The organism is Mesorhizobium sp. M1E.F.Ca.ET.045.02.1.1 (assembly GCF_003952485.1).
GTDB lineage: Bacteria > Pseudomonadota > Alphaproteobacteria > Rhizobiales > Rhizobiaceae > Mesorhizobium.
Genome location: NZ_CP034447.1, coordinates 4,328,033 through 4,342,655, shown reverse-complemented (window position 1 = coordinate 4,342,655; position 14,623 = coordinate 4,328,033). Strand labels below are relative to the sequence as shown.

General features: G+C 64.1%; 6 protein-coding genes. All 6 read right to left on the bottom strand.

Going from position 1 to position 14,623, the window contains the following annotated elements; all coding sequences use genetic code 11:
- Positions 1–5 precede the first annotated feature (5 nt).
- Complete coding sequence (locus EJ070_RS20845; RefSeq protein ID WP_126093017.1) at positions 6–2,228, bottom strand: ABC transporter ATP-binding protein; 2,223 nt, start codon at positions 2,226–2,228, stop codon at positions 6–8.
- Between the two features lie 47 nt (positions 2,229–2,275).
- Positions 2,276–3,433 carry an ABC transporter permease gene (locus EJ070_RS20840; RefSeq protein ID WP_126093016.1) on the bottom strand — a complete coding sequence of 386 codons (1,158 nt, stop codon included), beginning with the start codon at positions 3,431–3,433 and terminating at the stop codon, positions 2,276–2,278.
- Between the two features lie 12 nt (positions 3,434–3,445).
- Complete coding sequence (locus EJ070_RS20835; RefSeq protein ID WP_126093015.1) at positions 3,446–4,480, bottom strand: ABC transporter permease; 1,035 nt, start codon at positions 4,478–4,480, stop codon at positions 3,446–3,448.
- Between the two features lie 221 nt (positions 4,481–4,701).
- Positions 4,702–6,354: an ABC transporter substrate-binding protein gene (locus EJ070_RS20830; protein ID WP_126093014.1), complete on the bottom strand. Its 1,653-nt coding sequence runs from the start codon at positions 6,352–6,354 to the stop codon at positions 4,702–4,704.
- A 273-nt stretch (positions 6,355–6,627) separates the two neighbouring features.
- Entirely contained in the window at positions 6,628–12,678 is a 6,051-nt protein-coding gene (locus tag EJ070_RS20825) for a translocation/assembly module TamB domain-containing protein (protein ID WP_126093013.1), read from the bottom strand.
- 2 nt (positions 12,679–12,680) lie between these two features.
- Positions 12,681–14,609 (bottom strand): autotransporter assembly complex family protein, encoded by a 1,929-nt coding sequence (locus tag EJ070_RS20820; RefSeq protein ID WP_126093012.1) that lies wholly within the window; start codon positions 14,607–14,609, stop codon positions 12,681–12,683.
- Positions 14,610–14,623: the final 14 nt, after the last annotated feature.

The window sequence follows — 14,623 nt, the reverse complement described above, 5'->3', positions numbered from 1 at the left end:
TTTCGTCACGACGCGCTTTGGTTCGGCTTCGGCTTCTTGCCATGCGGACGCTTGGGCGGCGCACCGGCAAAGCCCGGGCCCGTGCCTTGAGGCGCATCGTCCGGCACGCCCTCATGCGCCGCGTGCTCCTTGTCGAACTTGATGACCGGCTCCATCTTCGCCAGCACGTCGTCGGCCAGCCAGCACAGGCTCATATGGCCGTCGCCGAGGTTCTTCACCGGCGGCACCTTGGTCTCGCACAGATTGTCCGGAACCAGCTTCTTGTAGCCGCAGCGCGTCTGGAACGGGCAGCCTGTCGGCGGGTTCATCGCCGACGGGATGTCGCCCTCGAGCACGATATGCTTCTTGACCACGCTGGTGTCGGCGATCGGGATCGCCGACAACAGCGCCTCCGTATAGGGATGGTAGGGCGGCGAGAATATCTGGTCCGTCGTGCCTTGCTCGACAATATAGCCGAGATACATGACCACCACGCGGTCGGCGATGTAGCGCACCACCGAGAGATCGTGGCTGATGAACAGCATCGTCGTCTTGTTCTTGCGCTGGATGTCCATCAGCAGTTCGGTCACCGCCGCCTGCACCGAGACGTCGAGCGCCGACACCGGCTCGTCTGCTACCACCACCTTGGCATCTCCGGCGAAGGCGCGCGCCACGCCGATGCGCTGCTTCTGGCCGCCTGAGAGCTGGCGCGGCTTGCGGGTCTCGAAGGCCCGCGGCAGCTTCACCAGGTCGAGCAGTTCCAGCATGCGCTTGCGTCGCTCGGCCACCGTCTTGCCGACGTTGAATTTCTCCAGCGTGCGGATGATCTGCGAGCCGACGGTGTGGCTGGGGTTCAGCGTGTCGAACGGGTTCTGGAACACCATCTGGATCGAGGATACCGTCTCGACATTGCGGCTCTCGATGCCGGTCGACTGGATCTCCTTGTTGCCGAGCGTCACCGTGCCCGAGCTTGCGGTCTCGAGCCCCAGAAGCACCTTGGCGAGCGTCGACTTTCCGCAGCCGGATTCACCGACGATCGCGACCGTCTCGGACTCGCGCGCGGTGAACGAAATGGTCTCGTTGGCCTTGACGACGCGGCCTTCGCTGGAGCCGAACACCTCGCTGCCGCCGACCTTGTAGTATTTCTTGAGATTGTCGATCTTGAGCACCGGCGCGCCGGGCTCGACCTTTTCATTGACCTTCTTGGCGCCGGGCGGCAGCGCCTCCCAGTCGATCTCGTTGAAGCGCACGCAGCGCGAGAAATGGCCCTCGTGCCCTTCGACGGCGATCATCGGGATTTCCGCGGCGTTGCAGACACCCTCGACGAAATGGTGGCATCGCGGACCGAAATTGCAGCCTTTCGGCCGCTCATGCGGCAACGGCAATTGGCCGGGAATGGAGATCAGCGGCCGCGAATTCTTGTCGGCGCCCGGCAGCGGGATCGAACGGAACAGCCCTTGCGTATAGGGGTGGCGCATCCGGTCGAAGACGTCCTTGATCTTGCCGGTCTCGACCGCCTCGCCGGAATACATCACCGTGATCTTGTCGCAGGTCTCGAGGATGAGGCCGAGATTGTGCGACACGAAGATCATCGAGGTGCCGAACTTCTGGCCGAGACCCTTGACCAGCTCGACGATGCCGGCCTCGACAGTGACGTCGAGCGCCGTCGTCGGTTCGTCGAGCAGAAGCAGTGCCGGTTTCGACAGCAGCGCCATGGCGATGACGATACGCTGCTGCTGGCCGCCGGAAAGCTGGTGCGGATAGGAGCGCATCATGCGCTCCGGATCGGGCAGCCTCACCGCGCGCACCATCTCGAGCGCCCTTTTGTAGGCCTCATCCTTCGAGACCTTATCGTGGATCAGCGGCACTTCCATCAATTGCTGGCCGACCTTCATCGCCGGATTGAGGCTCGCCATCGGCTCCTGGTAGATCATGGCGATCTTGTTGCCGCGGATGGCGCGCAGCTCCTCCTCGGACATCTCGCCCATGTCCCGGCCCTGGAACTTGATCCGCCCGCCGACGATCTTCCCGATGTTGGAGAGGTCGCGCATGATGCCGAGCGACACGGTCGACTTGCCGCAGCCGGATTCGCCGACGATGCCCATCGCTTCGCCGGGCATGACCGTGCAGGAAAAGTCCATCACGGCCGGTATTTCGCCCTTGCGTGTAAAGAAGGAGATCGAGAGGTTCTCGATCTCGATGATCGGCCCATTGGTCGGCTTGGCCGGATCTCGAACTGCCTCGTTCATGGGTCGCTCCAATCCTTGTTTTCCAAGTAGGGCCGAAGACCCCGCCATCAATCCTTCATCGACTGTTCGCGCAGCGAATCCGCCAGAAGGTTCAGCCCCAGCACGAACGACATCAGCGCGATCGTCGGCGGCAGCGCCGGATGGATGAAGGAGCGCAACAGGCGGCTCGCATCCTTGATCGCGGTGCCCCAGTCGGGGCTTTCGGGTGCCAGCCCGAGGCCGAAATAGCCGAGCGTGCCGAGCAGGATCGTCGTGTAGCCGATGCGCAGGCAGGCATCGACGATCAGCGGCCCGCGCGCGTTGGGCAGGATCTCCCACAACATGATGTACCAGGGCGATTCACCGCGCGTCTGCGCCGCCGCCACATAGTCGCGCGTCTTGATGTCCATGGTGAGCCCGCGCACGATGCGGAACACGCCGGGGCTGGAAGCGAACACCACCGCGACGAAAATGTTGAGCTGGTTGGGATCGATGTGGACGATCTTCAGCGGATCCTTGTCGAAGACGAGGCCGATATAGATCCAACCCCCGATGACGAGCGTTAGGCCGAGCAGGATATAGAGCCGGTCCGGCCGGTTCTTGTAGCGGGTCCAGAACAGCACGCTGAAGAAGATGATCGGAAACAGGAAGAACAGGCCGGCCATCGCATAGGGGATCGGCGTGTCCATGATGCCGGGCGTAACAAGCAGGTAGAACAGCAGAATGACGGGGAAAGCCAGCACCAGATTGGCGAGGAACGAAAGCACCGTGTCGATCTTGCCGCCGTAGTAGCCGGCCGGCAGGCCGAGCGTGATGCCGACCATCAGCGCAAAGCCGGTCGCGGCCGGGGCGATGATCAGCACGATCTGGCTGCCATAGACCATGCGCGAGAACACGTCGCGCGCGAGCTTGTCGCCGCCGAAATAATAGATGAGCTTCGAGGTCGGCTCGATTGCGCCCGGCAGCGTGTCCTTCATGATCGACACCTGCGCCAGCGGATCGAAGGGCGAGATGGTCGAGGCGAAGATCGCCGTGAACAGCCAGAACAGGCAGATGCCGACGCCGGCAATGCCGACGCCGCTGTCGAAGAGCTGGCCGTAGAGGCCGAGTTTCTTCTTATAGGCGAAGCTCACGCCCATGACGATGGCGAGCGCCAGCCAGACCGGCCAGAACCTGGAAATCACACCAATAATGACGCTGAGGGCGCTGATATATTCGATCTGCATCCGCTTCGCCCCCTATTGAACCCTGATACGCGGATTGAGAAACGCGTAGCCGACATCCGAGATGAGCTGCGTGATCAGCACGATGAACACCGAGACCAGCGAGCAACCGAGCAGAAGGTCGATGTCATTGTTGCCCGCCGCTTCCACCAGCGTGTAGCCGAACCCCTGGTAGCGGAACATCACCTCGACGATCACGACGCCGGTGAGCAGCCACGGGAATTGCAGCATGATTACGGTGAACGGCGCGATCAGCGCGTTGCGCAGTGCGTGCTTGACGACGACGCTGCTGAAGGAGAGCCCCTTGAGGCGGGCAGTGCGGATATATTGCTGCGTCATCACCTCGACCATCGAGGCGCGTGTCATGCGCGCTATGTAGCCGGTGCCGTAGATGGCCAGCGTCATCACCGGCAGGGTGAAATTATAGAAGGTGAGGCCTTGGCTTGCCGAGGCCGCCGAGCCGTTCAGCCAGCCGAGCCACGAGGCGAAGATGACGGTGAAGATGACGCCCGATACATATTCAGGCGTCGCCGTCGAGGCGATCGAGGCGACCGACAGCGTGCGGTCGGTGCGCGAGCCCTCGCGCATGCCGGCGAGTATCCCGACAAGCAGCGAGATCGGCACCATCACCGCCAGCACCCAGAACATCAGCAGCCCCGTGGCGCCGAGCGCCGGGAACAGCTTCGCGCCGACCGTCGTCTTGAATTTGGTCGAGCAGCCGAAATCACCCTGCAGCACGCCGGAGAATTTCGGCTCCACCGGATCGTTGCAGAAGGAGAAGCGCTGCGCCGGCTTGCCCGTCGCCGGATCGGTGATCGGCTGCTTGGGCAGGATCCCCAGCCACTGACCATAGCGGACGAAGAAATTCTGCCGGTAGCCATGGTTGACCAGCCAATCCTCGAGCTGCTCGGCCGAGGTGTGCATTTCGGTCTGGCTGATCGCCAGCTTCTTCAGGTTCGGGTTGAGATTGATCAGAAAGAAAACGACCAATGTCAGGCACAGCATCGTCAATGCCATCGTGCCAAGGCGTCTGAGGATGAAGGATAGCATGGCGGCCCCTGCCGGTCTGGTTGGGGGTTGGAGCCTGTCTAAAATCAACCCGGCCGTTAGCGTCCAGGCTGATTGTCGACGGACCCTCGGATGCGATCAACCCTGTTTGTTACATGCCGTTGCCGAAAAATCCGCGCGCTCTTGGAGCGGCGGCTTCCGGTTCCAGCATTGTGTATGGGAGTGAGGGGAAGGGGCAAGAGCCCCTTCCCGATCGGCTCCAATCACGCCTGGTCGAGCCAGACCTTGCCGTAATCGCGTTCGAAGGTCGGATGCATTTTGTAGTTCTGCACCGCCTTGACCGAGTGGCTGTAGAGCTTGCGCCAGTAAGGCTGGATGATAATACCGGAATCCTGCAGGATCTGCTCGATGTCCTTCATCATCTCCTTGCGCTTGGCGGCGTCGGCGACGGCCAGCGCGGCGTTGAGCTTGGCATCCCAGTCGGGATTCGACCAGGCGGTCTCGTTCCATGCTTCGCCGGTGCGGTAGCCGATCGCAAGAACCTGCACGCCAAGCGGACGCATGTTCCAGTTGGTCGTGGACAAAGGATATTTGGTCCAGTCGTTCCAGAAGGTCGAGCCCGGCAGCACCGTGCGCTTCACCTTGATGCCGGCGTCGCGCATCTGCGCGGCGATCGCGTCGCCGGTGTTCTTGTGCCAGTCCTCGTCGACCGTGATCAGCTCATGCTCGAAGTCGGCCTGGCCGGCTTCCGCCAGCAGCGCCTTTGCCTTGGCAGGATCGCGAGCGACCTTGGCCAGTTCGTAGTATTCCGGGTGAATCTGGCATACGTGATGGTTCTCGGCCACCGTGCCGGCATTGCCGTAGCCGAGTTGCAGGACGACACTGTTGTCGACCGCGAGCTGCAGCGCGTTGCGGACCTTCTGGTTGTCATACGGCTTGTTGTTGACATTGGTCCGGCACACGATCGTCGAGGCCGTTACCACTTCCGACTTCACAAGGTCCATGCCGTCGAGGATCGACACATAGTCGGCCGACGTCTCGAAATTGGTGTGGACTTCGCCAGCCTCGAAGGCGCTGACCATCGCTCCCGGGTCGGTGCCGTAGTCGATGAACTCGATGCCGTCGAGGAACACCTCGCCGTCCCACCATTTGTTGTCTTCGCGGCGCTTGTAGACCACCTTCTGGCCGACGTCGTAGGAGACGAGCTCGAACGGGCCGGTGCCGATCGGGCAGGCTTTGAAATCGCCGCCCTTCTCGTCGAAGCTCTTGTGAACGATCAGGCCCGGATAGTCGCACATGTTCGGGATCAGCGCGATGTCGGGCTTGCCGAGTTTCAGCTTGATAGTCATGTCGTCGACCTTGGTCACGGCGCTCTCGTCGAGCTTGTCGTCCTTGACCAGCGTGCCAAGACGGCCGGGCATCGAATTGCCCTCGGCCTTCTTGTCGGCCCAGCGCTTGAGGTTGAAGATGACGTCATCGGCAGTAAAGGTATCGCCGTTCGACCAGGTCACGCCCTTGCGCACATGCAGGGTGTATTCGGTGGCGTCATCGTTCACGTCCCAGCTTTCCAGCAGATAGGGGCGGAAGGTGTATTCGGTTGTGTACTTGACCAGCGGCTCGAGCGCCTGGCGCTCGGCATTGGCGATTTCCGACCAGTCGGACTTGCGCGGATCCTTCGGATCCTTGATCCATTGCGCGACCTTCAGCGTGCCGCCCTTCTTGCCCTGAACGTCCTCGGCTCTCGCCGGGGTCGGGTCAGCGAGACCGAGCAGGCCGTAAGCCATCGCCGTGGACGCTCCGAAGACGCTGGCCAGAGCCAGGAATTCGCGGCGGTCGACGTTTCCTGCCTTGGCTTCTTCGGCCAAGGCCAGGATGTGATCCGGAACGCGGTCGCTGTTGCTTTTGTAGATTGCCATAACTGACTCCCATTGTTGGCTTTCTGCCTTTTAACATTCCGCATCCAGACCATCATGTCAAAGAGGGTATTGGAATGGGAACATGTTAGGGAATGTGCAACTTTGGAATGAGGCCGGTTCGCGCGATAGCGACAGTCTTGACGCAAATTTGTTAGTGCACCGCACATTTCCGAAAAATCGACAGACGATTAAATCAAGACATTTTAGGTGGATAAGGGCCGTGCGCGCGCCGTAAAAGCTCCCTTGGCTCCGCCCGAGGCGAGTGCCAAGTCATCAGTACTCGCGCTCGTAGAAGACGCCGCCTTTGGCTTCGCCGGCGTCGTTGGCCTCGCCGCGCAGCTTGACGCCGCGCCCGACATTGAGGTCGATCGTCGCCTTGCCGGAGCCCGGTTTGTCGCCCTTCTGGATCGTCACATAGGTGCGGTCGTTGAGGTATTTGCCGGCGGAAACCGCGGTGCCGCCCTTCTCGTCCGTCGTCACGTCGAGATCGTCGACGCCGATGGCGCTGCGCAGATTGTCGAGCAGCGATGTCGAGCCGCCGGCGCCCGCCAATTGCGCGGCGGCATCGGCAAGCTGGGCGATCTGCAGCGGCGAGAGGTTCGACATCGAGCGGCCGAAGATGAGCTGCGCCAGCACCTCGTCCTCGGGGAGCGCCGGCACCGAGGAGAAGTTGAATTTGGGATTTGTCGCCTCTCCGGAGACAACAATCGTGACGGTGGCGCTGCTCGTCGTCGTGGTCGCCGTCATGTTGAGGTAAGGCACCAGCGACCCCTGGAACCCGACCGTGCCCTCGGTGAAGGTCAGCCGCTTGGCGAGGATCGTCAGCCGCCCCCGCTGCAGCGTGAAGGTGCCGACCGCCTGCGGCGAGGACGCCGGGCCGGTCAGCTTCAGCGATCCGCCGAGTTCGGCGTCCAGGCCCCTGCCCTGGATGAATATCTGGTTCGGCGCGTTGACCTTCACGTCGAGGACAAGACCGCTGCCGCCATTGCCGCCGCCGGATGTCGGCGGGTTCAGCGCTCTGTCCTGCGCCCGCACGGCGCGCGGCGCATTCTTGTGCTTGACGTCGAGTGCCGAAAGCGAGCCCGGCAGCTTTTCCGGAACGGTGATGACGGTCTTGGCCAGATTGATGGTGCCGGCGATCACCGGCGCCGAGACCAGCGGACCCTTGATGGTCAGGTCGCCGCCGAGATTGGCGGTCACCACCCTGCCGTCGGTATAGCGGCCGTCGGTCAGCTTGATCGAAAGGTCGGCCGGAAAACCTTGCGCCGGGTTGATGCCGACCGTGCCGCTGGCCGAAAGGCTGCCGCGCGTCGACAATGTGCCGGTCAGGCGATTGATCCTGGCGACGCCGCTGCCGATCGAGACATCGGCCGCGATGTCGTTGACGGCAAGCCCGGAGCGCGCGTCGACGAGGCGCGCGCCCGAGGTGGTCACCGTGCCTCCGATGACCGGCGAGGACGCCGGGCCGCGCACCTGCACGTTCACATTGGCCGTGCCGGTAAGCCCCAGGCCTTGCGCCGCGAGCTTGGCGGCGAGGAAGGAAAACGGCACCTTGCCGTTGAAGTCGAGCGCCAGGGCCGGCGTGCCCGCGGTCGTAACCGTGCCGCCGCCCTTCAGGCCAAGACCGGCGCCGTCGCTGATGTTGGCCTCGAAGGCGAGCTTGTTGCCGGCAAAGGTTCCCGACGACGATACGTTCATGCCGCCGAGCCCGGCGCCGCGCGTCTGCGAGGTCTGCACGCCGGAAGCGTCCACGTTGAAGGCGACCGACGGGCTCGCCGGCGCGCCGCTAACCTTGACCGTGCCCGAGATCGAGCCGGCCGCATCGAGGCCGGGCGAAAAACTGTTGGCGAGCGACATCGGCACCCTGGCCAGATTGGCATTGATGTCCAGCGCTTGCCCGACCTTGCCCGTCACCGTCGCCGTGCCGCCGCCGAGATTGAGCACCAGCTTGTCCAGCGTCGTCGCGCCGTTGGCGATGGTCACGGTCGAGGCCTGCGCGATCGCCGCCTTGATGCCCTGCACCGTCGCCTGGCCGGACGACAGCTCGATGGTTGTCGTGCCGTTCGCCACTTTCACCCGGCCGGCCGCTTTTGCCGGAATGTTCTTGACCGTGGCGCCGCCGGAGAACCCGGTCCAGTCGCCGTCGCGCTTCAGGTCGACATCGATGCCGGTGACGGTGGTTCCGCCCGATATCACATTGTCGGCGCGGATCTTGCCGGCTATGACAGGCGCGGCCAGATAGTTGGCGATCTGCGCATCGATGGCGACGTTCTTGGCCGAGAGATCGCCGCGCTTGATTGCCGCCGTGCTTGCCTTGACGGCAACGTTCGGTCCATTGCCGGCCTTCGAGAACGCGATCGTGCCGCGCACGTCGCCTTCCGCCTTTTCCAGCGCCAGCGCCGCCAGCGGTCCGATGTCGGGCAAGTCGAGCGACACGGTGCCGACCGGAACGAATGCCTCGTCGAGCGCGAGATCGCCGGAGATCTTGTTCTGACCCAGCGACAGCAAAAGCCCGTTGATCGCGCTCTTGCCATTGGTGGTGGCAAGCACCGCACTGCCCTGCAGCGGCTGCCCGGCGACATTGCCGGTCAGTTGCACATTGGCCGCCGGATTGGCGGCATCCGCCTTGCCGGTCGCGGTCAGCTTGAGGCCCGTGATCTCGCGCGCCGCCACCGAAAGCCGGTCGCTGTTCACGGTGAGCGAAAGATCCGGCGCCGCGGCGGCGCCCTGCGCGTCGAGCGCGAAGGTGATGGCGCCCTTGGCATCCTTGGACAGCAGCGAAATGTTCGCCAACGCGCCTTTGATGGCAGCGTTAAGCGTGTTGTCGGCGATGCTTGCCTGCCCGTCGGCGGTGAACGCGCCCGATGCGACCTTCACCGGCCCGACGCTGACATTGCCCTTGGCGTCACGCTGCGTCGTGGCGCTGAATTGCGTGCGCTCGGCAAGCACGCCGCGCGCTGCCGCCGGCAACGCCGCCGAAAGCACATCGGCCTTGACGGTGAAGTCGACGGAACCGTCGGCAAACGACACCCGGCCGTTGAAGGCGCCATCCACCGCGCCGCTGGTCGCCGAGCCGCTGTTGATGGTGAGGGCGTCAGGGGCAAGGCTGCCGGCGACCTTGGCCGTGACCTTGCCGGCGACGAGCGGCGCAACCGTGGGATTGTCGAGATCGATCTTGTCGGCCGCGACCGTGCCGGAGACCGGTCCGGTCCGGCTCTTGACGTCGAAGCCGTCCGAATGCAGCGCGAGCGCCAGGCCTTCCACCTTGATGTGGTTGGCCGTGGCGGAGGGCAGCGTGGCCGAGATGTCGAGCCGCGGCGTCGCGCCCTGCCCGGCGGCCTTCATCGACAAAGTCTGCATTTCCAGCTCGACCGGGCTTTCGGCGGTGCCGAATTTGAGCGGCAGGCTCGGCCCGTTCGAGGCGAGATCGAGCGAGAAATCGCTGGCGCCGTTCGGATTGATGGTGCCGGCGGCCTTGCCCGAGATCTTGTCGCCGGAAAGCGTCGCCTGATCGATGACGAGGCCGCCCGCCGTCGAAGCGCTGCCGGCGACATCGAGATTGAGCGGGCCAAGGCCCGCCTGGCGTGTCTGGCTGGTTTCCGCGCCGGCGAGTTTGGCGTTGAACCGCACATCGGGGTTGGACGATGGACCCGTGACATGCGCCGTGCCTTCCAGCGTTCCAGCTGCATCGAGGCCAGGCACGAAATCATTGGCGAGCGCCGCCGGCAGCTTGGCGAAATTGGCCGTCAGGTCGAGGGTTTGGCCAGCGTTGCCCGAAAGAGCCACCGAACCACCGCCGAGATCGAGCGCGAGTTTCTCGACGGTAGTGATGCCGCCGGCGATCGAAAGGCTCGAAGGCTCCGCGATCGCCGCCTTGATGCCACGCACGGTCGCTTCGCCTGACGCGATCTCGACGCTGGTCTTGCCGCCGGCAATCTTCACGCGTCCGGTCGCGGTGGCCGGAATGCCCGACGCCGTCGCGCCGCCGGAAAAATTGGTCCAGTCGCCATCGCGCTTCAAATCGATGCCGATGCCGCTGACCACGGTAGCGCCGGAAGTCACGCTGTCGGCCTTGATCGTGCCCGAGATCGCCGGCCCCTTGAGATAGTTGGCGATCAGCGCGTTGACGGTGATGGTCTTCGCGGCCAGGTCGCCGCGCGCGATCGAGGTGCTCGCCGCATTGACGGTGACGGTCGGAGCCTCGCCATCCTTGGCGAAGGCGATCGTGCCGTTTATGTCGCCGGTCGCGTTTTGCCCGCCGAGAGCCGCCAGCGGCGCGATGTCGGAAACGGCCAGCGTCAGGGTGCCGAGCGGCAGGAGCCGATCGTCGAGCGCGAGATCGCCCGAAACCTTGTTGTCGCCGAGCGCCAGGCTGAGCCCCCTGATCGAACGCTTGCCGTCGGCGGTGACCAGCGAAGCCCCGATGTCGAGCGGCTGCTCCTCGACGCTGCCCGTCAGCGAAACATCGGCCTGCGGGTTGGCGATGTCGGCCTTGCCCTTGGCCGAGAGCTTGATGTCCTTCACCGTGCGGCCGGCCGCCGTCAGGCTGGCGCTGTCGGCCGACACCGAAAAGTCCGGCGCCCAGCGCGGGCCGCTCGCGGTCAGCGCGAAATTGACCCCGCCGGCAAGCGGCGTGCCGGCGAGCGACGACAGCGCCGAGACATCGCCCAGCGTGCCTTTCACATTGGCCTGGATATCCGAGCCTTGCGCGCTGGCGGTGCCGCTGGCGCTGAGCGAGCCGGAGGTGAGTTCCAGCGAATTGGCAGCGAAGGCGCCTTGCGGATCGCGGGTCGCGGTGGCCGAGAATTTCACCCGTTCGCCAAGCAGCGAGCTGATCTGCGGCGGCAAAGCCTTGGACACGGCGTCGGCATTCATCTTCAGCGTCATCGACAGATCGGCGAGCGAGACACCGGCCGTCAGCGCAGCATTGAGCGCGTCGCTGCGCAGCGTGCCCTTGTCGATGGTGACGTTATCGCGGCTGATCGAACCGGAAAGATCGGCCGCCAGCGTGCCCGTCACCAACGGCGCCAGCGTCGCCACGTCGGTCTTCAGGCCAGCGGCGGCGAGCTTCACGCTGACCGGGCCGCTGCGATTCTCGACATCGAAGCCGTCGGAATGGATTTGTCCCGTCACATTGTTGAGCTGCGTGCCGCCGACGGCGATCGAGGCCAGCGACGTGCCGATATCGACCATCGGCGCCTTGCCGTCGCCAAAGGCGCGGGCGGTCGCCTTCTCGACCGCGACCAGGATCGGCACCGCGCTGTTGCCGACATCGATCGTGACAGGCTTGTCCTTGGCCGAAAGCTCGACGGCGAGGTCGCTGGCGCCCTTCGGGTCGACATTGCCGGTGGCCGTGCCATGCACGGCGCCGCTCTCTATGGTGGCATGCTCGATATCGACCCCGCCAGCGTTGGTGGCGGTGCCGGCGACGTCGAAGCTCGTCTTGCCTGCAAAGAGCGACTTGAACTTTTCCGGCAGGAAGCGCTCGAATTCGCCGTCGCCCTTGGCTTCTATATAGTGCCCCTTGTCGCTCAACTGGTGGCGACCGGTAAGCTGGGTGACGATCTTGCGGTCGACGACGAAGGTGCCGACGCCGTTCCAATTGGCGAGTGGCCCGGTTCCGGAAACGACGATGTCGACGGGTGGCGCATCAGGCAGCTTGAGCAGGTTGGCGATGATGCCGCCCGCTGGCTCCGACGCCTTGAGATCGAGGTCGAGCTTGTTGTCGGCCGGCGCGAAATGGATCTTGGCGTCGACATTGCCCTGCTTGCCGTCGTGGCGGGCGACGTTGAGCACAGTCTCGACCGCCAGCGGCGATGGGTCGGCCTTGAGCGAGCCCTTGGCGGCAAGTTCGGCAATGCCGCTGCCCGCGAGCTGCTGCCCGAGCGCGATCTCCGGCAGGTCGATCTCTCTGACGTCGATCGAGACCGGCAGGCTGGTCGAGCCGCCTTGCGACGGCTGTTGGCTGGCTTGCGGCAGCCGCGCCAGCTCGATGCGCTCGGCTCCGATGCGGTCGGCGTTGAAATTGCGTGACAAGAGCGCCGTCGGCGACCAGTCGAGCGCCACCTTGCGCGCCACCAGCCAAGGCCCGGCGCGATCCTCCAGCACGACGTGATCCAGCCGCAGCGCGCCGGACCAGATGCCTTCGATGCCGCTGACGGTGACCTTGCGATCCTCGGTCGAGGCCATTTTTGAAATCAGGCCGGCGAGATTTTGCCGGCCGCCTTCAGTGCCGGTCAACACGACGAGCGCGCCAATCACCGCCACCAGCAGCAGGAGCAGCGCGTAGAGGCAAATGCGAAGGATGCGCCAGAAGATCTTCATCGTCAGAACGCCTGGCCGATGCCGGCATAGATGCCGAAATGCGGATCGCTCGGATCGCGGTTGAGCGGCACGGCGGCATCGATGCGCAGCGGTCCGAATGGCGTAAGATAGCGCAAGCCGACGCCGGCGCCGACCTTGACGTCCGAGAAATCGGGAAAGGATTTCGTCGAGACCGTGCCGGCATCGACGAAAGGCACGATGCCGATCGTGTCGGTGATGGCAATGCGCATCTCGACCGAGGTCTCGAAGAAGGACAGGCCGCCGATCGGCTGGCCGTCGATGTCCTTCGGGCCGATGCCCTGATAGGCATAGCCGCGCACCGAGCCGCCGCCGCCGGAATAGAAGCGCCGGTCGGCCGGGACATTCTGCAGGCCGGTGCCGACGATGGACCCGAGCGTGGCGCGTTCGGCGAGAACGAATTTGCTCGCCGTGTCGAGCGACTGGTAGGCGGAGCCTTCGCCTTTCAGCTTGAGGAAGGTCGCACCGTTCAGGATATCGTAGCTTGGCTCGGCATAGGCCAGCGCCCGGAAACCCCTGGTCGGATTGAGCTTGTTGTCGCGGCTGTCATAGACATATTGCAGCGGAACACTGGCGATCAGATAGGTGTGCTTGCCGAAGGTGTCGGTGATCCGCGAATAGTCGAGCGCGAACTCCGCCGAGACCCTCTGCCTCTTGTCGAGGTCGTAGGAGACGCCGATGTTGCCCTTGACCGAGAAATGGTCATAGGCATCAGGGTGTTCGAACACCGTCTTGATGCCGGTGAAGAACTTCGATGTCGGCCCGAGCACGCCCGGTTTCTCGAACATGACGCCGGCATTGTAGTTCAGCGCGGAAAAGCTGTTGCTGCCGATGCCGCTGATGGAGCCGTCGATGCGCAGCTTCTCCGCCTGGCCGAATAGGTTGCGATGGCCCCAATAGCCTTCGAGCCCCAGCCCTTCCGTATTGGAAAATGTCCCGCCAATGCCGAAAAAGCGCGGCTTGCGCTCGCTGACCTGCACGTCGATCGGAATATTGCCCTGGCCATCGAGGCTGTCGCCTTCCTTGATGGTCACGCTGTTGAAAACCTCGAGCCCGAGCAGCCGATCACGAGCATCGTCAATCTCTTGCGGCGAATATTGCTGACCCCGCTTGAGACCGGTCATGTATTCGGTGAAGTCGCGATCGACCTTCTCCGTGCCCTCGACAATGGTGTCGCCATAGCCGGCGACAGGGCCGGCCGCCACGGTCAGCGTGACGTCGAGCGTCGAGGTTGCGTGATCGGCGACGATCTCGCGATCCGTCACCTTGGCGAGCGGCCTGCCCTCTTCCTTAAGCGCCCGTACGATTGCCGCCTCACCCTTGAGCACGGCTCCCGATCCGGCATCACCGCCCGCGATCAAGCCGAAATCGGCGCTCGCCAGGCCGGCCGCGTCGCCTTTCAGCCTGATGTCGCCCAGCGTGAATTTCGGCCCGGCGGCGATGCTGACCACCACCGGGATGGGCTGCGGCCCCGTGAATTCGGCGTCCGGCGGCAGTTCGTCTATGGACTTGCCCTGGATGGTGATGGTGACGACGCCTTCGTAGCGGGCGTCGGCGTAAAGGGCGGCAACGAGCTGCTCGCGGTCGCTGCGCGCCTTTGCCATCAGGCCGAGCGACCCCGACACCGGATGTTCCTCGTCGTTTTTGAGCGCCGAGGCGTTCTCGAGCTTCTCGACCAGATCCTTGTCGGCGTCCGGCGCATCGATGGTCACCGAATAGCGCAGCGGATCGACGATATCTGCGTCCTCGTCCTTGGATGAACCCCAGAGCTTGATGCCGAATATCTCGAAGGCGGCCGCCGGCCGGGCTCCGCCGGCGAGCATGGCCGAGCAGAAAAACGCCAAAAGCAGGACGCGCGGAAGCCCGCGCCCTGGCGCGATCCCTCCTGACATCTGCGTTTCACACGCCGGCATTAACTCAACCTAGT

Bases quoted from the DNA above. Each gene is read 5' to 3' on its own strand.
- EJ070_RS20845 (WP_126093017.1), bottom strand. From the start codon at position 2,228: ATGAACGAGGCAGTTCGAGATCCGGCCAAGCCGACCAATGGGCCGATC.
- EJ070_RS20840 (WP_126093016.1), bottom strand. From the start codon at position 3,433: ATGCAGATCGAATATATCAGCGCCCTCAGCGTCATTATTGGTGTGATT.
- EJ070_RS20835 (WP_126093015.1), bottom strand. From the start codon at position 4,480: ATGCTATCCTTCATCCTCAGACGCCTTGGCACGATGGCATTGACGATG.
- EJ070_RS20830 (WP_126093014.1), bottom strand. From the start codon at position 6,354: ATGGCAATCTACAAAAGCAACAGCGACCGCGTTCCGGATCACATCCTG.
- EJ070_RS20825 (WP_126093013.1), bottom strand. From the start codon at position 12,678: ATGAAGATCTTCTGGCGCATCCTTCGCATTTGCCTCTACGCGCTGCTC.
- EJ070_RS20820 (WP_126093012.1), bottom strand. From the start codon at position 14,609: ATGCCGGCGTGTGAAACGCAGATGTCAGGAGGGATCGCGCCAGGGCGC.